Source organism: Streptomyces luteolifulvus, assembly GCF_008806595.1.
GTDB lineage: Bacteria > Actinomycetota > Actinomycetes > Streptomycetales > Streptomycetaceae > Streptomyces > Streptomyces luteolifulvus.
This window is the reverse complement of record NZ_VZRB01000067.1, coordinates 1-19744: the sequence shown is the minus strand read 5'-3', so window position 1 is coordinate 19744 and position 19744 is coordinate 1. Positions and strand designations below refer to the sequence as shown.

Sequence of the window (19744 nt, the reverse complement as noted above, 5' to 3'; positions counted from 1 at the left end):
CAAGGACTACATCGAGAACCAGAAGCGCCCAGCCTGACCCTCACCACACAGGCGCAGAGAACTCCGGCGCTGCGCGCCTCCGGGCCGAAGATCGCATTCCCGCCCGGCCTGAAGGCCGGGATTCCCTGCGAAGAACAACGGATGGCCTGGTGCACCGGGCTGACGACGGCCCAGGGACGAGTTGCCGGCCGCTGCGTCTCGGCCGCGTTGCGGTCGTACCCCTTGCCCCGGTGCCCGAGCAGCAGCAGTTCCCCGGACTCGGCGTCCTCCGCCCGGCAGCCGCGAGGCAGATTGGCCACTACTGGCGCATACCAGACAAGTACGACACGGTGACGAAGCATGCCGCGGTCACGACCAAGACGAGCGCGGGGAGTTCGGACACGGTGAGCGGCCGCTCCCGCCAGGGACGGCCGTCGATCCGTCCCGTGATGCGGCCGATGAAGAAGTCCTCGGCCACCGGCAACCCGGCGGCTTCGGCCAGCGACCGGGAGGCCCCAGACAGGGAGCCGGACAGCGCGGGCAGCCCGATGAGGCAGGCCACATACCTGAAGTCGATGGCGCCGGGACGCTCCGGGTCGCCAGGCAGCTCCCTGCCCTCTTCACGCGCGGCCTGGAGGAAGAGCTTCATCCGCTCGGCCTGCGGCAGCCCGTCGTACCGGCGGTGGCTGAGATGGGTGCCCGGGTACAGCTGCCGGAATTCCCGCCACGCGTCGCGGACGTCTGGCCCGATGTCCTCCACGATGCGCAGGGCCCAGTCGAGCAGCGCGGTCATGGTGGCGGCTTCGATCCGCGGGGTCTTGTTGCCCCGGCCGGTCTTGATGTCCTCGGCCAGTTCCCCAGGGGAGCGGCCCTGCCACGGTTCCCTGACGGACATGCGGTGTTCTGGCGGCAACTGCGGTGCGTAGGCCCAGATGGCGCGCACGGCGTTCAGGAGCTGACGGCGCGTGTTGGTGCTGGCCTGGATCGCGCGCACGTGGTCGAGGTAGCGGTCGAGATCGTGATCGGTCACTCCCGGAGCCGGGCGATGCCGCAGCCAGGTCGCGAAGACGCGGAGGCGCTTGAACCACAGGAGCACCGTGGCGACGCTGGCCCGCTCCAGTCCCGTGATCCTGCTCAGGGCCGGTGGATAGGGGCAGTCGAGCACCGCGAGGGTGAACACCTTGAAGTCGTCCACCAGGACGGACGGGAACGTCGACCAGTACAGCATGATGGGCTGGGTGCTGGTCCGGCTGCGTCTCGGCCAGGGACCAGGTCCAGTTCGCGAACCGTGTCAGTAACCCAGGCCGCTGCGCCGGCCGCCGTGGTGGCGGGAAAATGGGGCCGGTGTCCGTCCGGGACGCCGACGAATCTGTGATGCCTTGTGAGCTCGCGTGTCAGTATGGCGTCGGGAACCGCTGACAGGGACCGTCGATTGTTGCAGCAGCACGCGGACCAGACTCTTTCCAGCCCTGTGGCTCCTCCGGACGGCACTTCGGCAAGTGCTGTTCCAGGAGGTGGGTTCATGGACGTACTGCAACGAGCGGTGCGCCGCACTCGACATCGGCCAAAGGACCTCAAGGTGTGCGTCCGCACCCCCAATCCGAGCGGTAGGCGCTCGCGGCGCCAGGAGATCCGCACGTGAACCTCAGCCCTCACACCCATGACGAGTTCGGGGTGCCACGCGCCTACGTCCACATCGCGCTGAGCCAGCAGGACGCCACCGTCTGGGACAGAATGGACAAGGCGGCGCTCGACCTCGCTCAGGGCCTCGCCGGCAACGCCGCCGCCATCGAGTACCTCTACGACGGAGCCTGGCAGGCTACCCCCTTCCCGTTGAACCGGCCGTTCCCGGACTGGCACCGCGGGCTGGGAACGACGTACCACGAATCGGGGACCCTGTGGATGGGAGACACTCCGCAGACCTCGGTGACCGACCCCGTGGGCAAGTTCCATCACGTGGGCAACGCCTACCCGTGCGACCAATCGCTGTTTCCCACGGTCGGGTCGGTAAACCCGGTGCTCACGGGCCTGACCTTGACCAAGCAGCTCGTTGAGCACGTCCCATGACCACGAAGACCCAGCCGTGCCGAAATGTCGGCCAGGCACGGGCAGAGCGGAGTCCGCAGCATCAGAGCTACCTACCCGCCCTCCGCGCGCCCCCACGCCACGCAAGATCGAATGCTCCCGCACCAGAACGTCTGTCCCTCGTACCGCTTACGAACGCGTCCAGTTCGATCGCTTCAAGCGGCAGGACGAGAGGCTTCTCGGAGTCCACCGACCCCAGAACCGCCGTTTGGATCCACCGCCGGTCCCCCGCCCGATAACCGCCCACTGCGCAACACCGCACCCCCGCCCGCTTCGCCTCATCTCGTCGTGCCACACGCAGTTCACCTTCGATAACGGTCTGGAGTCAGCCCTCAACCCTGGAGCCCTGCGCAACCGCTTCAACCAGCGCATCACCGACGCGGCCGGCCGACCGGAAGGTGCCCGGCCGTGCTCCGCGTGACCTGCCTGCTGCGCGGCATCGCGCAGCTGCCTCCGCATCAAGATCACCGAAGCCCACAGGGACCTGTGCCCACGACGTCCTCGGGCGGACGCCGAACCCGATCCACTCCGACCGGCGGGCGCGGCCTGGCGCTTGTCCCAGCCCTCCCCGACCACCTGGGACTGCGTCCCCTACCCGACCGGCGGCAAGACCGTCGGGGACGAGCTCCTCGACTCCACGACCAGCGCGTGATCACGCCGTCGGGAGAGGGGTGCGGCCTCCTGTCAGGCGTTCTCGTCGTGGATCCGCGCCCCCAGGTCCTCCGCCCACGCCAGCGCCCACGTCTTGAGCTCTTCGATCTGCCGGGAGGTGAGTCCGTACGCAGCGTAGTCCTCGTCCTCGTACCAGTCCGCACCCGTGAGCCGGTCACGGAGGTTTTCCAGGCTGAACTCGTCGTGGGCGCGACGGCGGCCGAGGGATTCGAGGTCGGCGGTGGAGCGGTGGCGGGAGGCGGCCTGGACGTCGATGAGGTCGCGGACGGTGCCGCGGTCGGCGAGGGCGCGGACCTTGGTGCCGATCACGTCGTCGAGCGAGAGGACGGGGCCGTAGGGGGTCTGGGCGGGCGGGGCCCAGAATGCCTCCTTGAGGACGTCAACCTCGCACTTCTCGCCGGTGTCCGGGTCGGTGACCAGGAACCGGCCGCTGAGTGGGTCGGTCTGGACATGTGTGGTCCGCCAGCCGCGCGCGGTGAGGCCGACTGCGAGGACAGCGACGATCTCGTCCATCGGAGCGGGATTCTCGGTGGCGACGTCGAGGTCACGGCTGAAGCGTTCGACCAGGCCATGGGCCTGCACGGCGTATCCGCCGGTGAGGACCAGAGGGTAGGGGGAGCCAAGGTCGAGGATATCGGCAAGGAGACGCTCGTGGAGCGGGGTGAGCTTCACGCGGCGGTCTCGTCGGCCGGAGCAGTGCGGGACAGCTCGGGGAAGGCGTTCTCCCAGACCTCGCGGATGTAGGGGCTGACCAAGCGGCTCAGAACGGGCCACTGCTCGGCCAGCAGCCGGTGGTGCAGGAAGGCCGCCAGGTCCTCGCGCAGACCCTCAGCCAGGACGGTCCGGTAGAGCGTCATGCGGGACTTCGGGCGGTCCAGACTGTAGCTCGTCCGCCCGGACCAGACGACGTGGAGCGGCAGGTCGACAGTGCCCTCGACAGGGCCGGCCAGCTCGTCCAGACACTCGGGCAACCGACTGCGGTAACGGTCCCGCAGCACCTCAGCGCGCGGGGCGGTGGTCGTCACATCCATGCATCCAGTATCGCTGGTACGCGGCGGCGCCATGGCAGATGCCCGGCTCTCCTGCCGTATGGGTGGATCAGGCACCGTGCTCGCTGGGCACAAGGCCGAGATAGGCACCGATGGTCGCGCCGGTAATACCGCGGCCAGTCGCCGACCTCGACGGCCAGGCCCAACGCGGACAGGGTGTCGATGCCGCGCAGGCAGGCCAGCCGGCGCATCACCGGGGACCATTCGGGACGCGCGGCAGCGTGGGCGATGCGCTGGTCGAAGCAGTCACGCATGGTCTTGGGCCAGAACTTCCTCCAGCCCGTTGTCGAAGGCGAACTGCGTGTCAGCGTCGATGAACCGCTGCTTGCGCAGTCACTCGTGATGGATACAGGTCCAGCCCGCCCCGCCAGACCTGGCCCTGCCGCAGCAGCAGCTTGGAGATCCGATTGCGGCCCGGGCCAGGTCCCGGCGCACGTCGTCACGCCCTTCCGGTTCGGCAGCCTGATCGCGCTGCCGCTGCACGGTGTCTCCCGCGCCAAGGGCACCACCGTCTTCGTAGACGCCGACACCTGGCAACCGTATCCGGACCAGTCCGCCCACCTCTCGCACACCGAGAGACTGTCCCCCGGCCGACGTCGCCTCGCTCGTCGACATGCTCGGCCCGGTCAAGGCCGGGCCTTCCCCGACCGCCCCGGAGCTGGGGGCCAAGCCCCGCCGCAAGGCCCTCGGCAAGGCGCCCGCGCGCGTTCAGGCCCAGCTCTCGGCGATGCTGGCGATCTCCACGACCGGGCTGCCGCCGCAGCTGCTGGCCGCACTCAAGCATGCCGCGTCGTTCCACAACCCGGAGTTCTACCGCAAGCAGAACCAGCGCTTCTCCGCCTGGGGCACCCCGCGCCTCGTCTGCTGCTTCGATGCCCGTGATCCCGACTGGCTGGGGCTGCCCCGTGGCCTGGCAGACGAGGCCGCCCAGCTCATCGCCACCGCCGGCTGAACGCGTGATGGTGAGTGAACTCGCCGTCCAGGGCTTCGATCAGGGCTGGGATCTTCGCGCGGGCCTTGCCGACGGCGAGGCCGGCCAGCTGCTCGGGGTCACGTTCCCCGGCGATGAGGGCCTTAAGGATCGCCCGGCCGCTCACACCCGTGACATCGGTCAACACCAAGGTGAGCCTCATTGTTCTGCAGCCGCATCTGCCTCCCAGCCCGCGGCCCGCAGCTCCGGGGGCTCCCTTGACCGGGCCCCTCACCACCCCGCGAATGCGCCGGACCCACTTGCCGAGGCTGCGCTCCGCTGGTCCGCCGACCCCGGCACCAGCGGCAGCCCGCCCCCGGCCGTCCACCCGTAGCCATCGCCGGCCCGCGGCGGACTCGTACGCGGTGGTCGCCTCAGCCGAGGTCGGACAGAAGCGCGGGCAGCAGGCGCTCCTCCATGACTGAGCGGCCCGAGACGCCCATGGCGTGGGCGAGTTCGGGATTCCAGGGGCTCGGTGCGGGTGGGCCGGTGAGCGGGGTGGACTCCCCCTGGTCCAGGGCGCCCCGGTAGTCGGCGGCGGTCATCCGCCAAGGGCGGGCGCCGTGACGCTCGACGGCGGTGGCGGTGATGCGCAGGCCCGTCCAGTCGAAGTCGGCGCGCCAGTTCAGGCGCGCCCCGGCGCGGGCGGCGTCGGCGAGGAGCTTGTGGCAGGCGGCAGAGGGGATGCCTTCGGTGCAGACCAGGGCCGCGGCGCGGTCCTCGAGTTCGGCGGCGGCCGCGCGCAGGACGGCGGGGTTCTCGCAGACGTGGATGTCGCGTGCGCCGGGCACGACAACGTCGAGGGTCAATTGGTGGAGGGTGAGTCGGAAGGGGATACCGAAGCCGGCGGCGTCGCGCAGCCAGTTGCAGACCACGTTCTCGCCCCGGGCACCGATGTTCAGGACGAGGACCTGGCTGGCGAGGTCGTCCGCGACGGCTCCGGCGCTCTCCCACAGAGCGCGGCGGCCCGCCCGGTCACGGGGTACGGCATCGGCGTTCCCGGCACCGGCCGTCCGCTGGGCGAGGGCGCGCAGGACGAGTTGTTCGAGCGGGCTGCCGGGCATCAGGGACTTGGTGTCGCCGGTGGCCCATTCGCCGAGTACGGGCAGCGGGAGGGGGCCGCGTCCCGGCGTTCGCGAGTCGCCCCGCCGGCCCGACAGCCCGGGGAGTTTCTCCAGGACGCGTACGGCGTCCTGGAGCAAGGGGGCGTCGCCGCGGCGCACCAGGCGGGTGAGGGTGCCGTCGGCGGCGATCCGCTCCAGCCATGCCGTGTACCAGTCCTGATCGGCAAGGGGTGTGGCGCGGGCGGCCTCCAGGGAGTGGGTGCGCAGGGCGGACTCGTCGGCCCGTTCGGCGGGCCGGTCACGCAGGGGGCCGTGCAGGCGGCCCAGGGTCTGGAGCAGGCCGGTGCCGTAGCGGTCGTACAGGTAGCTGTCGAGGTCACGCAGGGGGACGGTGAGGCGTTTGACGGTCTCGGGGCGGTAGCGGCCGGTGACGCCGATGACGGTGCGGCGTTCGGCCTCGCCGGGGGCGCTGAGCCCGATCTCGCCGTCGAGGGCGCCGCCGGTGCGCTCCAGCCTGCGGCGGGCCGCGGCGAGCAGTCGTCGCCAGCCGTCGCTTGTGAGTTCCCCGTACGTCTCGGGCGGCATCTCAGTCGACAAGGCTCGCCTCCGTCTTCCGTACCCGGTGGACGCCGCGCGTGCCCGGCGAGCCGAGGACGGCGGTCAGCTCTCCGGTCTCGTCGGCGTGCAGGCGTTCGCCGTCCCACAGCAGCAGCAGTGCGGAGACGGTGTGGTCGACGGCGGAGTGCGCGAGGTCGTAGTGGGCGGCGGCGCCGACCGCGGCGTGCACGGCCCACAGGTCGTATCCGGTCATGAACAGGTCGAGGTCGAACTGTGCGGCCAGCGACATGAGTTCACCACGCCCGGTGTCGTCGACGCCCGCGAACGCCTCGTCGAGGGCGAGCAGCCGCGGGGCGTCGGGGTGGGCGGAGTTGAGCATGGCGTGAGCGGCGGCGAACAGCGGCAGGTGCAGGGAGACGGACTGCTCGCCACCGGACAGGCGGCTGTGCCGGGCGCGGGTGAGGCGCTCCTCCTCGCCGCCGGGCCGGACCAGCTGGAAGGCGAACTGCCGCCAGCGCCGGTAGTCGAGCACCTCGGCGAGCAGTTGCCGGTAGGGGGCCTCACGGTAGCTTGCGCGGGCGTTCTTGATCTGTGCGGCGAAGTGGGTGCGCATCCGGGCCAGTTTCTCCGGGCCCAGGCGGGCGGCGTCGGCGTCCAGCAGGGCGCACACGGCGCGCTGCTCGTCGTCGAGGACGTCGGCGAGCAGCCAGCTCACCCCGACGGTGGTGCCCGAGGACATCCGGCGCTCGCGCATGTCGGAGTTCATGCGGCGGATCAGGTCACGGGCGTCCACGGTTCGTTCGTGGATCTGCTGGGCGAGGCGGGTGAGCAGCGCGTCCTCAAGGATCCGCTGTTCGGAGTCGGAGAGGAGTTCGGCCTGGTCGCGGCGGTGGTCGGCGATCTTCTCGGCGAACGAGGCGATGGGCAGCGACCCTTGTTCGTCGGCGACGGTGACCACGATGACGCCGCTGGAGCTGTCCCAGGCGGGCTGGTAGTCCTGTCCGGCGGCGGCGAGCTGGGCGTGCAGATCCTCCAGGGCCTTGGTCAGGCGGGTCACGGACTGTTTGACGCTGCTCTCGGTGGGGGCCAGGTCGCGGGTGGCGGACAGGACCGCCTCGTGGACAGCCACGGCGGCCAGCGGCAGCCGGTCGCCGGCCCAGTCGGCCTCCTGGGCGGGCCAGGCCAGGCCCGGCGGGCAGCGCAGGATGTCGAGGAGTTCGCGGGCGGCGTACGGCTGAAGGCTCCGGGCGGTGTCCTTCTCCTCCGCCGCAGCGACCCGGCGCGCCTCGGCGGCGGCGGTGCGGCGCGCCTCGGCCGCCGCGAGGTCGGCGATCGCCCGGTGCTGCGCGGCGCGGGCCACGGTGGCTTCACCCTCGGTCGCCTCCAGATCGTTCTCGATCTGTTCGACCTGGGCCATGACCTGCTGCGCCTCGGCACCGACGGCCTGGCGCAGTGCCTCAAGGCCCGCGGCCTCCTCGGTGTGGCGGCGCCGGGCGGCGCGTTCGGCCTCGGCCGCGGCCTCCTCGTCCTCAGCGGCGGCCGTCAGCCGGTCGGCGGCGGCGGACGCGGTCTCGGCCTGCCGGGTGTGCTCGCGGCGCCGGGCGGCGAGGTCGCCCGCCGCGCGCTCGAAGGCGCGGGTGGCGCTTTCGGTGTCGTCCGCGCGGTCGGCGGTCACGGCATGCTCGGCCTCGGCGCGGCGCAGGGCCCGTTCCGCGACCGAGCAGGCGGCCTGCGCCTCGTCGTACGCCGACTGGGCGGCGTCGGTCGCCTCGCGCTTGGCGCGCAGGGAGGCGGAGGCCCGGTCCAAGGCGCGCAGGCACCGGGCGATGACGGTGGTGGCGGGAAGGGCGGCGCGGGCGGTGGCGTATTCCTCGATGATCTCTTCGGTACGGGCCCGCTCACGCGCCAGCTCCGCCAGCTCGGCGTCCAGCTCGGCCAGGAGGGTGTCGCAGGCGGCGATCCGGGCCACGCGGCGGCGCTCTCGGGCGGTGGCGCCGACGTACTCGGCGTGCTCCTTCAAGTGCGCGCCGATGAGCACACCGGCGGCGTAGCGGCCGTCCGGCGCGATGTGCGCGCCGCCAGGGGCGGGCTCGCCGGCCACGGCGACGGAGCTCAGGACGGCTGTGATCCGTGCGGCCGGGAGGGCCGCCGTCTCCTCGGGGCGCAGCAGGTCGGCGAGGCTGGGCCCGTCGATGGCGGCGGTGGCGCGCAGGAAGCCGTCGCCGACCCCGGCCGTGACCGGGTGGTCCTCGGCTGTGACGAGCGCGTCGAGCAGGCCGGAGGCCTCCAAGGCGGCCTCCACACCTGCCCGTTGCCCGTCGTCGAGACCGTCGGCGAAGTCGACCAGGCGCCACAGCGGTACGGCGGCCCCGCTGTCGGTGCGAAGGTCACGGTCGGCGGTGCGGCCCCGGGCTGCGGGCGGCGCGTCGTCGTGCTCGGCGGCGATCAGCTCGCGCTCGGCCTGGGTCTCGGCCCGGCGGGCCTGAAGCCCGGTGTGCTGGGCGCGTAGCCCGGCGAGGCGGTCGCGCAGCTCCTGCACCGCGGGAGCGGTGGCCGCGGTGAAGACGCTTGGCAGGGTGACGTCTTCGGTCGCGGCGCTGCCCCGTTCCCCGTCGGCCGGGGTGCCGGCCGCTTCGGCGGCCAGGTCCAGGGCGGTCGCCAGACGGCCCTCGGTCCCTTCGGGCAGCAGGGCGTGGTACTGCTGCGTCCACTGCTCCAGCTCCGCCCGCGCCCGCGCGTGGGCGGCGGCGAGCTCGGCGTCCGCCTCGCGTTCGTCGGTCTCGGCCTCCTGGGCCGCCTCCTGGGCGCGGTCGAGTCCGGTGCGGGCCGCGCGGCGGGTCTGCTCGGTGTCGCGCAGCCGCTGGACGGCCGCGCGCACCGCGCGAACGCCCTCATGGCGGGCCTCGGCGCGCGCCGAGGCGCGGTCGGCGAAGGCGTCGGGGGCCGCATCGGCGGCGCTCCAGGCGATGCCCGCGCGGTGGGCGTGGTCGGCGAGCGCGGCGGCCGCGGCGCTGACAGCGGTGTCGAGTTCAGCGGCCAGGTGGGCCGAGTGCTCGGCCTCGGCGCGGGCGCGGCCGGTGGCCGCGGTGCGCCTTTCGCGTTCGGCGGTGGCCTGCCGGGCGGTCTGCTCACAGGTGCGCACCAGGCGTTCCAGGTCGGCGAGTTGCTCGACGGCCTGGTAGGCGGCCGAGGTTCGCAGCTGCTCGAGGCCGGCGCGCAGGGCGGCGAGGGCGGCCTCGGCCTGATCGGCCCCGGTGTCCGCGTCCGCCCGCGCCGTACGGGCCGTCTCAAGTTCCGCGGCCGCGGCGGTGTGGGCCCGCTCGCGTTCGGCGGTCTCGGTGCGGCGGGCGCTGAGCCGGTCGGCGGCGACGCGGGCGTTCACCCGCAGATACGTCGAGTAGGCCGCCAGGAAGGACCGGGTGGCCTCGTCTGCGGCGACGAGGCCGTCCAGGGTCCGCTGGACGGATTCCATGTCGTCGAAGGAACGGGCCGCTTCGGCGATCAGGTCCTCATCCAGCGGGCGCAGGCCCTCGGTGAGGGTGTCGGAGAGCTTGGCCGGGTCGAGGTTCTTCGCCAGCTGCGGACGGCGCAGCGTCAGGATGAGGGTGAGCAGTTGCTCGTAGCGCTCCCGGCCCAGGCCGAACAGCCGCTGGTCGACGGCGGTCCGGTAGTCGGTGGCCGAGGTGATCGGCTCACCGCCCAGTTCGGCGAGTTCCGCGGCCAGCTGCTTCCTGGTCAGCGGCCGGTCGTCGGCGGTGAGCAGTGAGAAGTCCTCGCCGACCCGGCCGTCGACGACGAAGTGCCAGCGCGCTGGAGTGTCCCGGTGCCGCTGGGCGTGCAGACCGATACCGCAGGTCACCGCTTGGCCGGTGGCGCGGTGGGTGAACTCGATCCAGACATAGCCGAGCGCCGCCTCCTGCCCGCGAAAGAGCAGGTTGGACTTCATGGTGCGGTCCTCGGCGGCGAAGGGGTTGAGCCGCTTGGGGTCGATCCGTCCGTCCAGCACGAACGGGAAGAGCACTTCGAGGGCCTTGGTCTTACCGGAGCCGTTGGGGCCGCGCAGCACCAGCCAGCCGCCGGCGAAGGAGAACTCCTCGTCCCGGTAGTCCCACAGGTTGATGATCCCGGCACGGGTGGGCACGTATCGGGGCTGGGGGGCGGGGGTCGTGGCGCTCACTCGACAGCGTCCTTCACGTCGTGGGCGGGGAACAGGGCGGGCTGGGGCGCGTAACCAGCGGCGGGCTGGGACGGGGAATCGACGGCGGCTTCGGGCGGCGGCCCGTTCCTGGGCTGGGGCATCCGCGTCTTCACCTCGGCCGTGACGCCCCGGTAGCGGGCGAGCAGCGGCAGGGCCAGCACCCCGCCGTCCACCCGGGCGGTCAGCGACATCGCGCTCAGCAGGTCCAGGGCCTTCTCGAGCAGCCGGTCGGGGTCGCCGCGCAGGTCGGCGGCGAAGCCCGCGCCGTACTGGGCGGTGATGTCCCGCATTCGGCCGCGCAGCCAGGAGGTGGTGACGAACGGGTAGCGGGTCTCCACACCGTCCTGGCCGTCGACGCCAGGGTCGCTTCCGACGCTCTCCGCGTTCTCCGAGTCGTCCTGTCGGTACGCACCGTACGACTGGCCGATGGCCCCGCCCACTCGTAGGCCGGCCTCGTCGTGGGCACCGGCGAGCTCAGCCAGCACCCCGTGCGCCGGAAGCGCCAGGTCGATGCGGTCGGCACGCGCCGCCAGGCGTTCGGCCGCCGTCGGCGCGGGCAGCAGCTCGGGGGCGTGCCGCCCATGACGTGCCGCCGCCTCGCTGATCCGGGCGCCGAGCAGCAGCGCGGCCTGGGCGACCGTGCCGCCGCCGGGGAAACGCAGGTCGGACAGGCGGCCGGAGGTGTCCACCAGGGCGATGCCCTCCGAACGCCGCTCCACGGCGAGACCGGTCAGCCGCGACAGGTCCTCGGCGAGCGCGGGCGCCCTCAGCTGGCCGGTCAACTCCGGGTCGGCGTCTGCGTAGTAGGCGACCGGGTTCTCCAGGACCAGCCGACGGGCCCGCCGGGCGGCCGAACGACGCCGGGCCTGACGCCCCTCGGACAGGCTCAGCGCGCCCGCCGAGTCCAGCAACGCCCGCACCGAGGTGACGTGCTGCAGCACCCGGGTGGGCTGATGCACGGCGGCGAGGACCTCCCGGTCGATGTCGTACAGCGCCTCGGCCTGCTCGGGATCCAAGGCCCAGGAGGTAGCCGATCCGTCGGCCAGCCGCAGCGCACCGCGTTCGGTGAGCCAGGTGACGGCGTCGACGAAGGCGTCCCGGTCGGCCTTGCGGGCGGTGTCCAGACCAAGACCCTCGATGCGTACGGCGTCGGCCGCCACCGCGTCCGCCAGCTCGCCGAGCGCCACCTGAGCGCCATGCCGGCCGAGCGCGGCCAGGGTGAGGGCAAGGTAGGCGTACCGGCGGCGGTCGAAGGGGCGCCCCGCGCGGCTGAGGGCGGGCCGGGTGGCGTCCAGCTGGTCCTGGGCGCGCTGGAGGCGGGCGGTGTCCGCGGTGGTGATCAGCCGGTAACCGAGCACCTCCATGAGGTCGGTGCGCAGCTGCTCCGCCCAGCGGCGTACGGTCGCCAGGGCGGTGCGATCCGGATACACCGGCGTGATCAGCGGGTGCCGCAGCACCAGCCGTACCGCCTTTTGGTAGTCGGCCAGTTCGAGGGCCGAGACACCCTCGGCCACGCTCGTACTCATCCGCTGACCTCCAGACGCAGCCCGTCCAGGTGCAGATCACCGCGCACGGTACGCACGGTGGTGAAGGACTCCCCCGGCTGCGTGGGAGTGAGGGTCAGACGCACCCCGTGTGCGGAGCCAGAAGCGGCGGCGCCGCCACCCACGCCCCGGGTGACCGGCACCCGGGCGGCGAGCGCCACGTCGAGGAGGGAGAACAGGGCACGTGTCTCGGCCTCGTCCAGGACGCGGCCGTACGCGCCGTCGCGGGCCAGCGAGACGGCGGCGCCCCGCCGTTCGGCCTGCTCGCGGACCTGCGTCGCCCGCAGCCGGGCCCGCTCGGCGTCGTTGCGCTCGATCCGGCCGGGCCCTTTGAGGGATGGGGTACGGCCCGACTGCACCAAGGTGCGGGCGAGTTCGACCGGTTCGGCCTCCCACCAGGACGTACGGCCCGCGATCAGCTCGGGGTCGGCGTAGGGGACCGCGATGTGGCGGGGCGCGCCGAGCCCGAACACCGCTTGGAACAGCGCGTGCGCGTCGTCGTCCCCGGCGCACGAGGTGAACCACTGGGCCAGGTGCCGCAGCTGGCTCTCCCGGCTCACCCCGCCGCGTCGCGCCTCGGTCACCCGGCGCAGCAGCGCCAGCACGGATCGGATCGCGGTGACCGTCGCGTCCTGCAGCCGCTCGGCCTCACTGTGCTCGCGCTCGGCGAACCAGTGCACGATGCCGGCCCATCGCTGCCGCCAGTCGTCGAGACGCGCCGCTGGGGAGCGGAAGAGGCGCTCGTCGGCCTCGGCGGCGTACTCGACCATCCGCTCGACACCGCTCGCGGCGGCCTTCTCCACCGCCTGGGCGAGCAGCGGCGCGTAGCGGCCGAGCTCGGCGGTGAACTCCCGCATGTGTGCGAGCAGCGCGTCCTTGTGCGCGAGGAACACCTCGGGCCGGGCATCGTTGGTCCGCGCCAGATCACCGAGCATCAGATAGAAGCGGGCGGCCCGCTGCGCCATCTCGTTCAGCACGGAGTCCAGGCGCCCCAGCTTGCGGTACACCTCCTCGGCGTCGCCCGCGGCGTTCGCCTCCGCCAGTGCGGCCAGGTCAGCGAGGATGTCCGGGAAGACCAGACGGGACAGTTGCGCGTCCTCCAGCGCCGCACCCACGACGTCCTCCACCGCCCGGTATGCGCGGTATCCGGCCTGGGTGAACTGGTACACGTAGTGCCGGTTGCGGTACTCGGCCAGGTTCGCCGCACGCGTTCCGTCATAGCTGCGGTCCAGCACCCGCCACTCGGCGAGGGCGTCGAGCAGCGGCTGTACGTCGCCGACCGCCGCCGCGCCGGGATTCTCGGCGGCCAGCCCGCCGATGAGTGCGGCCGCCTCCGAAGCGTGCAGCAGCACCTGGTAGTTGGCCCGGCCCCGGTCGAACGCGCGCAGCAGCCACAGATACTCGTGCCGCTTCTCGGCGGCGGCGAAGTGGAACAGCCGCAGCCGGTCGTCGAGCGTGAACGCGTCGATACCGAAGGCGCCTCCGTCGTCGGTGCCCGGAACCGAAAGGTCCGGGGCCGGGGGCATCGAGGGTGGGGGATCGTCACTCACGGGCGGCTGCGGCTTCCTCGTATGGCGGATCGTTGTCGGAGATTGCCCATCCAGTCTGCCGTGAGGGCACCCGCCTGCGGAAATCCCTCTCTCCAGCGGGGCGGCACGGGTAAACTCCGCGCACGCACCAAAGCTGCCCGACGTGCACGGTCGTTCCGCCCCTAATCCCTCGGACACATCCGGCCGGCGTCGGCACGGACTGGTTCCCCCGGCTCAGAACCAGGCCGCCGGGCCACGGCTCGCCGAGCACCGGCGGCGCCGGTCATGACTCCCTCGGCGGCTTCGGTCGCCGCTCGCCCCTCCACCCGTCCACGTCGCGGCTCTGAGGGCGCCATCGGACCGCACTTCACTGTCGCCCGGCAGTCCGGACCGCATTCCTGGAACCGACCACCGCGCCTGAGCCGACCCGCTCCGGCAGGGGGACAGGTCGTGTTGGACGAACGTTCGCAACGAGGCCGCCTACAGGTCGTCAGGCAGAAGTGGAGTTGGATCGTGCCGGACGGGTTGTGGGAGATCGCGGAGCCGTTGCTGCCGCCGACGCGGGTGCGTCCGCAGGGCGGAGGGACACGGAACATACCGGCCACGGTACTCTGGCCGGGCCGTGATCCCCTGTTCCCGTCGGCTTGGACCGACCAGCTCGACCAGTACTTCGCAGACCTCCAGCTTCAAACCTGCGCGGGATCGGACACTTCGTGCCGATGGAGGCCCCGGACGAATTCGCTGACGCCGTAGCCGCGGCCGCAGCGCGGCAAACGGCTGCTCCGCGTGATCTGAGCCGCGCACACCATACATGAGCGGCGGAACCGAACCCGGTTCCCCACCCAAACCGCCTGGTCCCGGCGCCCCCTTCCACTCCGCCCTCCTCGTGGGCGCCGGCCGTGCCAGGGCCGCAGTTAACACTGCCCAGGCCGTAGTGCTCGCCGAAGACACTGCTGTGCCTCCATATCTCTACACTGCTGCCGCTGAGGTCGTCCCAATGAAGATCATTTCCAGTGTCTGTTGAGGACGAGTGCGGCGCGGCCTGTGTCGCCCATTCTGCTGGGGCTGAGGGTGACGTGCTCGAGTAGCACGTACTGATATTCAGCACGCGCGAGGCCGGGAGGCCGGTCGGGGGCCGTCCATTGGGTGTTTCTGGTATGTGTCTTTTCGGGGCGGTCATGAGGTGCCCTTGGTGAACAGGGATCGTTCGAGCGCGGATCGGATGGAGCCGGAGGCGCTGTCACTGGCCGGGGTAAGGGCCAGTGCGGCCGTCATGAGCAGCAGCACGCGAACGGCCCCGCCGGTGGCGTTGTCCACTCCGGGTAGCAGCGGGATGATCACGGCGAAAGCGACGAGGACGAGGCTGGAGCCGGTACGGCGCACGAGCCGGGCGGCCCGGGACGTAGGCGGCTCGGCAGCACTGTGTTGCATGAGGGCCGCCAGGTCGCCCGTGGCGAGGGCAAGGACACCCATACGCAGCGAGGCCGTGATCGCGTCGTACTCCTCGGCAGTGCGCACCTGAGTGATCGCGCGGTCGTGGCGTCGGATCAGTTCTGCCAGAGCTGCGTGGAACTGTCTCGCCTGGCGCCTTGCCGCGACTTCCGTGATCGAGGTTCTACGTCGAAGGGTCGCGGTGTCCTTGGCGGCTTCGGTTGCGACGGCAAGTCGGGCCCTAACGATCTCGATGTTTCGCGGGTGCCACCACTGGGCCCGCCCGTGGAAACACGCCGATGTGGCCGCCGTGAGTTCGACCAGCACAGCGTCGAGGGGACGAGGTCGATGAGGCTGCCGAAATCTGCGGCTGATGAGCCCTTCAACCGTGCGGATCCAGCGGCCCACTTGCAAGCCCAGGATCGCACCGAACAGCCCTGTCGCAGCGGTGATCAACTGCTGGCCTGCCGGGGCGGATAGCGCGGTGTCAATGGTCAGCCAGGAGGCCGCAGCGGCGACGGCAACAGTGGCAAACACCATTCCCGGTACAAACCAATAGGCAATCTGCGGATGCGTGACGCGCCGAATCGTGCCGCGGAGGCCGAGTCGACGAAAGAGAGAGACGATCTCGCGCATGTCGTCCCGGGTAATGATGAGCGTGCTGACACAGACGGCGGCCCAGGTCGCTGTGGGAAAATGCCACCAGGGCGCGCGGGCGGAACCGCCCGTGCCCGTCGCGAACAGTGCGGCTACCACTCCGGCAGTGACAGAGGCTGCCGCCACCCCGACTGCGGTAACCACAGTGGCGACGTAGTTGGCCACGAACTGCAGGCTGACCGGGTAGCGATTACGGATCCACGCGTGCAGCACAGCCATCCGAACCCTGCGGCGCTCCTGGTCGCCGAGATCGGGAAACGCCTGGACATACCAGCGGGTCCGTGACGCGACATCCCGCAACCACACCGCCTCATGGCGGAGGAGTTCGCCGTTACTCAAGATCCGCATGCGGCTGAGTCTCCCCAAAACGACGCCGCCACAAGCTTGTTGAACCCTTGCGCCGAACGACGCGCAGCCCCGAACGAGAGAACCTTTGGCTAGGAGCGTGTCTCAGTAACAGGTAACCCGCCTGATCATTCATGCGGGATGATCTCGGTATGCGTGATGGGGATGGGTTGTTTGTCAATCCCCTCGCAGCGTGGAGACGATCTATGCGGCCAGTCCCTCGGTGAGGTAGGTGGGGCTGACGATCCCGTAGAGGCCCAGCCCCATGCCCGTGGCCTCTGACGAGGGACCTGCCGGCCTGAGACGATCATGAGACGATCAGCAGGACCGAACGAATGAACGCAGAGGTGGGGAACATGATCGTTCTGGTACTGCTCGGCGTCTTGGCCCTCGTTGTCGGCGGGTGCGGATGTGTGGTGTGGGCGGAGCGTGGCGGGCCCCGCTGGGTCCGTGCCATGGCGACCATGACACTCGCCGCGGGCGAGGTGGTGCGCCGCTCTGAGAGGAACCGGCGTCGGGACCTGAACGGGACCATCAGTGACGACGGCTAGGAGCGAACGACCCGCACGGCTGGCTGAGCACGAACCACGGGGCTGGAGCGTGATGCGCCAGCTCCGACGTTCGCCCCGCCACTTCAAGTGCTCACCCGCCAGGTGAAACGTTCAGTCACAGTGCGTCGGCCGGGTCGACATCGGACGCGGAGATACGGGTGAGGAAGTACCGCTCCACCTGACGGACTTTGCGCCCGCCCACCAGGTGGCCCTTGCTGCGCTCCGTGAGCTGCGCCTCCAGTTCGACCGCCTTCTCGTCGGGACGGACGGGGTGGACGGCCCCGACGCTCGGGAGCGGCTGCGCCAGTTGCTCACCGACTCCCGGGTCTTGTTGGGCCTCTTGGCGTCGGCCGGGGCCGTGGCCGGTCTGTCCAGTGGCCGCGGATCCAGGCAGCGAGTTGGGCGCCGGTGGCTGCGCCGGGCGGCAGGCTGGTGATCAGGTAGACGTCCCTTTCGGCGGGTGCGAGCTTGCGGGCACAGCTCGTCTCGCCAGCGGCGCACGGTGGTGGCGGAGATGTCGTTGCCGTCGGCCCCGGGCCATGGTGCGGGGCAGGGCGGCGGTGCGGGTTGGCGGTCTCCGGGTCGATCCCGTCGCGCTCGCACACCAGCAGGAACTCGCCCAGGCCGCGAGCGTACGCGTCGATCGTCCGGGGCGCCCGGCCCAGATCCGACCAGATCTGCAGCCACTCGGCCGCCCGCTCATGCCGGTCCAGCACCGGCCACTTCTCCGACAACACCGTCACGAACACGCTCAACGCGACACCCCACGACGACGTACCGACCCCCGCGGCAGATCCATCCGTCAGCGTGATTCCACCTAACTTATAAGTACAGCACTTATAAGTACAGCTTGCCCTCACCGGTGTCGATCTCGGTCCTGTCGCCCACCCAGTCCCGGCGGGACAAAGTCCGGGGCGGCCGGCCGCCTGCCCGGCCTGGTCAGCGACCGGCGGCGCTTGACCTTCCGGCCCGCCAGCCCGAGCTCGGCCATCAGCTTTGCGACGGTGTTCACCGACACCCGCCAGCCCCGGCGCACCAGCTCGATGGACACCTTCGGCGAGCCGTAGGTGCCCCCGGAGCAGCGGAAGATCTCCTCGATCTCCTCCGCCAGGTGCTGCCGGCGCATCTCCCGCTCGGTCGGCGGCCGGTCGCGCCACTTGTAGTACCACGACTCCGACACCCCCAGAGCCCGGCAGGCGACGCGATGCGGTATGCCCTCCTCGGCCTTGCAGTTGCTGATCACCCCGACCGCCACGGCCGGGTCCGCCTCAGCTACTTCACCCACAAGGCCACGAATCGCTTGCACACATCACGTTCCATCTCCAGCTCGCGGATGCGCTTGTCCTTCTCCCTGGCCTCGGCCCGCAGCCGCTCCAGCTCCGCCCGCTCGCTCTCCCGCAGCCGACCACCCGACGGCTCGGCCGCCGGCCGGTCCGACGACGGCGACCCGTTGCGCCGGGCCCGCGAGACCCAGCTGTGCAGCGTCCCGGGATGGATGCCCAGATCCTCGGCCACCTCCGGAATCGGCTTCCCGGTCTCCGTCACGATCCGTACCGCCCCCTCACGGAACTCGGCGTCGTAGATGCGCTTCCTGGATGCCATGACCCCCAACTATCCCTCCAGTCACGGTCTCCACAGTAGGAGGGGGTGCGCCACGAGGCGCCGTGTGATCGAGCGGAGGTGAAAGGACTCCGCCGCCCGCCCTGTCGTAGCAGGCGGGTGAAGCTGACGACAGTCTGACCTGGAGGAACGCCGGGAAGGACGGCAAGCAGTCGTGACGAAGTCGGGCCGGTTCAGTATCGCCGGATGGGCCGGGCCTGGTGAGCGAGACGGGAAGGTGTACGCGAGGAACCGGTGTTGTTACGCCTCTCGATAGCGTGCCAGCTCACTCAATCCGGTGAATATGGGCTGGTTGGCGGCGCGTATCCGACGGCTCCCCGCGCCACCAGGGCGGTGACTGTCGGTGAACTCCCGGGCTGGTTTCCCCTGCTGGGTCCGGGAGGCCACGGCGAAGGACTACGGCGTAACCGTGGCGATGCCGCAGGGGTATAGCCGGGCATCTCACCCGTCGATCGATCAGCGGTGAACGTGGGAACCGTCCACGATCTGCTCCCGACCCGGGCCGCCGCCAGCGGCGCGGGACGGGATAGGCGCGTTGCCCGCCGAAGGGCGCGGACGGGGCGGAGCCGCCGTAGTACTCCGGGGCCGGGAAAGCCGGCCACACGGGGAAGGGCGGCAGCGTGTCAGACAAGGAGAAGACTGCAATGCTCGAAGACGCCCTGGTGAACACCGGGGCCGGGACGGCCGCCCCATGGAGGCCGGGTGTCCCGGTACGGAAGATGCAGCTCAAGTTGCACCAGTGGGCGCGGGCAGACGTCACGCGCCGATTCGACGATCTGTACAACCTGGTCTGCGACCCGGGATTCCTGATCGACGCCTGGAACAGGGTCGCGGGCAACACCGGGCGAAGACGGCCGGGATCGACGGGCTGACCGTGGCCGCGATCGAGTCCGGGCCGGGAGTACAGCCGTTCCTGATGGAGATCAGGGACGAGCTCAAGGCGCGGACCTACCGGCCTACGCCGGTGCGGCGCACCCAGATCCCCAAGTCCAACGGGAAGATGCGCGATCTTGGCATCCCGACCGTGAAGGACCGGGTCGTGCAAGCCGCGCTGAAGGCGGTCCTGGAGCCCGTCTTCGAGGCCGACTTCCTGCCGGTCTCCTACGGGTTCCGGCCGGGCCGCCGAGCCCATGACGCCATCGCGGAGATCGTCTACCTGGCCCGCCGGGGCTACCACATGGTCCTGGAAGCCGACATCGAGGCATGTTTCGACAACATCGATCACACCGCCCTGATGAACCGGCTGCGGACCAGGATCTCCGACAAACGCGTCCTGGCACTGGTGAAGGCGTTCTTGAAGGCCGGGGTCATGCACCACGGCATCGCCAAAGGACACCGCCACCGGCACTCCCCAGGGCGGGATCCTCACGCCTCCAACGCAATGGATAACCCGTGTGCATGTCGCCCTCGGCGTCGGCGTCCGGTGACTGACCGTGGTCGGCTTGGGTGTGTTCGCGGATCGGGATGCGGTGCCGGATGGTGATCTTCTCGG

At 71.0% G+C, this 19744-nt stretch carries 18 protein-coding genes and 1 pseudogene; 6 read left to right on the top strand and 13 right to left on the bottom strand.

The features are described 5' to 3' along the window. The coding region (locus F7R91_RS43545; protein ID WP_225321096.1) for a hypothetical protein at positions 1–299 on the bottom strand (299 nt) is incomplete at its 3' end. After that, positions 299–1207: a hypothetical protein gene (locus F7R91_RS40635; RefSeq protein ID WP_150958750.1), complete on the bottom strand. Its 909-nt coding sequence runs from the start codon at positions 1205–1207 to the stop codon at positions 299–301. The genes F7R91_RS43545 and F7R91_RS40635, both read right to left, overlap by 1 nt. A gap of 410 nt (positions 1208–1617) precedes the next feature. Between F7R91_RS40635 and F7R91_RS40630 the strand changes: the two genes are divergently transcribed. Then, a complete protein-coding gene (locus tag F7R91_RS40630; protein WP_150958748.1) occupies positions 1618–2046 on the top strand; it encodes a GMC oxidoreductase in 429 nt (142 codons plus the stop codon). A 702-nt stretch (positions 2047–2748) separates the two neighbouring features. Here F7R91_RS40630 and F7R91_RS40625 read toward each other — a convergent pair. Both F7R91_RS40625 and F7R91_RS40620 read right to left on the bottom strand, forming a co-directional pair. Further along, positions 2749–3408: a nucleotidyl transferase AbiEii/AbiGii toxin family protein gene (locus tag F7R91_RS40625; RefSeq protein WP_150958746.1), complete on the bottom strand. Its 660-nt coding sequence runs from the start codon at positions 3406–3408 to the stop codon at positions 2749–2751. Beyond that, the gene (locus tag F7R91_RS40620) at positions 3405–3767 is read right to left on the bottom strand and encodes a hypothetical protein (RefSeq protein ID WP_150958744.1); all 363 of its coding nucleotides are present in this window, start codon (positions 3765–3767) and stop codon (positions 3405–3407) included. Before F7R91_RS40620 ends, F7R91_RS40625 begins: the two co-directional genes overlap by 4 nt. Before the next feature lie 180 nt (positions 3768–3947). Here F7R91_RS40620 and F7R91_RS44480 point away from each other — a divergent pair. Then, a pseudogene (locus tag F7R91_RS44480) lies at positions 3948–4361 on the top strand (TOTE conflict system archaeo-eukaryotic primase domain-containing protein); the annotation flags it as partial. A 37-nt stretch (positions 4362–4398) separates the two neighbouring features. After that, positions 4399–4737, top strand: coding sequence for a hypothetical protein (locus tag F7R91_RS40615; RefSeq protein WP_150958742.1), 339 nt, complete (start codon positions 4399–4401; stop codon positions 4735–4737). On the opposite strand, the gene F7R91_RS40610 is transcribed toward F7R91_RS40615, so the two are convergent. The 6 genes from F7R91_RS40610 to F7R91_RS40580 all read right to left on the bottom strand — a co-directional run bounded on the left by F7R91_RS40610 (position 4718) and on the right by F7R91_RS40580 (position 16084). Further along, complete coding sequence (locus tag F7R91_RS40610; protein ID WP_150958740.1) at positions 4718–4906, bottom strand: hypothetical protein; 189 nt, start codon at positions 4904–4906, stop codon at positions 4718–4720. The two genes, F7R91_RS40615 and F7R91_RS40610, sit on opposite strands and share 20 nt — an antisense overlap. A 223-nt stretch (positions 4907–5129) precedes the next feature. Beyond that, the gene (locus F7R91_RS40605; RefSeq protein ID WP_225321095.1) at positions 5130–6416 is read right to left on the bottom strand and encodes a TIGR02679 family protein; all 1287 of its coding nucleotides are present in this window, start codon (positions 6414–6416) and stop codon (positions 5130–5132) included. Further along, positions 6406–10554 (bottom strand): TIGR02680 family protein, encoded by a 4149-nt coding sequence (locus F7R91_RS40600; RefSeq protein WP_150958737.1) that lies wholly within the window; start codon positions 10552–10554, stop codon positions 6406–6408. Before F7R91_RS40600 ends, F7R91_RS40605 begins: the two co-directional genes overlap by 11 nt. After that, positions 10551–12101: a TIGR02678 family protein gene (locus tag F7R91_RS40595; RefSeq protein WP_150958735.1), complete on the bottom strand. Its 1551-nt coding sequence runs from the start codon at positions 12099–12101 to the stop codon at positions 10551–10553. Before F7R91_RS40595 ends, F7R91_RS40600 begins: the two co-directional genes overlap by 4 nt. Then, positions 12098–13669, bottom strand: coding sequence for a TIGR02677 family protein (locus F7R91_RS40590; RefSeq protein WP_225321094.1), 1572 nt, complete (start codon positions 13667–13669; stop codon positions 12098–12100). Before F7R91_RS40590 ends, F7R91_RS40595 begins: the two co-directional genes overlap by 4 nt. 1155 nt (positions 13670–14824) lie before the next feature. After that, complete coding sequence (locus F7R91_RS40580) at positions 14825–16084, bottom strand: hypothetical protein (RefSeq protein WP_150958731.1); 1260 nt, start codon at positions 16082–16084, stop codon at positions 14825–14827. Between the two features lie 353 nt (positions 16085–16437). Here F7R91_RS40580 and F7R91_RS40575 point away from each other — a divergent pair, with 353 nt between their 5' ends. Further along, positions 16438–16632 (top strand): hypothetical protein, encoded by a 195-nt coding sequence (locus tag F7R91_RS40575; protein WP_191971876.1) that lies wholly within the window; start codon positions 16438–16440, stop codon positions 16630–16632. Between the two features lie 311 nt (positions 16633–16943). On the opposite strand, the gene F7R91_RS43540 is transcribed toward F7R91_RS40575, so the two are convergent. The 3 genes from F7R91_RS43540 to F7R91_RS43745 form a co-directional block, all read right to left on the bottom strand. Beyond that, positions 16944–17387 carry a hypothetical protein gene (locus F7R91_RS43540; protein WP_225321093.1) on the bottom strand — a complete coding sequence of 148 codons (444 nt, stop codon included), beginning with the start codon at positions 17385–17387 and terminating at the stop codon, positions 16944–16946. Between the two features lie 101 nt (positions 17388–17488). Continuing rightward, positions 17489–17917: an IS3 family transposase gene (locus F7R91_RS40555; protein ID WP_150958727.1), complete on the bottom strand. Its 429-nt coding sequence runs from the start codon at positions 17915–17917 to the stop codon at positions 17489–17491. Beyond that, positions 17905–18234 (bottom strand): transposase, encoded by a 330-nt coding sequence (locus F7R91_RS43745; protein ID WP_099918354.1) that lies wholly within the window; start codon positions 18232–18234, stop codon positions 17905–17907. Before F7R91_RS43745 ends, F7R91_RS40555 begins: the two co-directional genes overlap by 13 nt. Before the next feature lie 662 nt (positions 18235–18896). Between F7R91_RS43745 and F7R91_RS44180 the strand changes: the two genes are divergently transcribed. Continuing rightward, positions 18897–19124: a hypothetical protein gene (locus tag F7R91_RS44180; RefSeq protein WP_331000735.1), complete on the top strand. Its 228-nt coding sequence runs from the start codon at positions 18897–18899 to the stop codon at positions 19122–19124. Positions 19125–19126: 2 nt separating this feature from the next. Further along, positions 19127–19735, top strand: a complete 609-nt coding sequence (locus tag F7R91_RS40545; protein WP_331000734.1) for a reverse transcriptase domain-containing protein — start codon at positions 19127–19129, stop codon at positions 19733–19735. Positions 19736–19744 lie beyond the last annotated feature (9 nt).

What these genes read in the sequence shown, in the direction of transcription:
- F7R91_RS40635 (WP_150958750.1), bottom strand. Translation starts at nt 1,207, where the DNA reads ATGCTGTACTGGTCGACGTTCCCGTCCGTCCTGGTGGACGACTTCAAG.
- F7R91_RS40620 (WP_150958744.1), bottom strand. Translation starts at nt 3,767, where the DNA reads ATGGATGTGACGACCACCGCCCCGCGCGCTGAGGTGCTGCGGGACCGT.
- F7R91_RS40615 (WP_150958742.1), top strand. Translation starts at nt 4,399, where the DNA reads ATGCTCGGCCCGGTCAAGGCCGGGCCTTCCCCGACCGCCCCGGAGCTG.
- F7R91_RS40595 (WP_150958735.1), bottom strand. Translation starts at nt 12,101, where the DNA reads ATGAGTACGAGCGTGGCCGAGGGTGTCTCGGCCCTCGAACTGGCCGAC.
- F7R91_RS40580 (WP_150958731.1), bottom strand. Translation starts at nt 16,084, where the DNA reads ATGCGGATCTTGAGTAACGGCGAACTCCTCCGCCATGAGGCGGTGTGG.
- F7R91_RS40575 (WP_191971876.1), top strand. Translation starts at nt 16,438, where the DNA reads ATGATCGTTCTGGTACTGCTCGGCGTCTTGGCCCTCGTTGTCGGCGGG.
- F7R91_RS43745 (WP_099918354.1), bottom strand. Translation starts at nt 18,234, where the DNA reads ATGGCATCCAGGAAGCGCATCTACGACGCCGAGTTCCGTGAGGGGGCG.
- F7R91_RS44180 (WP_331000735.1), top strand. Translation starts at nt 18,897, where the DNA reads ATGCTCGAAGACGCCCTGGTGAACACCGGGGCCGGGACGGCCGCCCCA.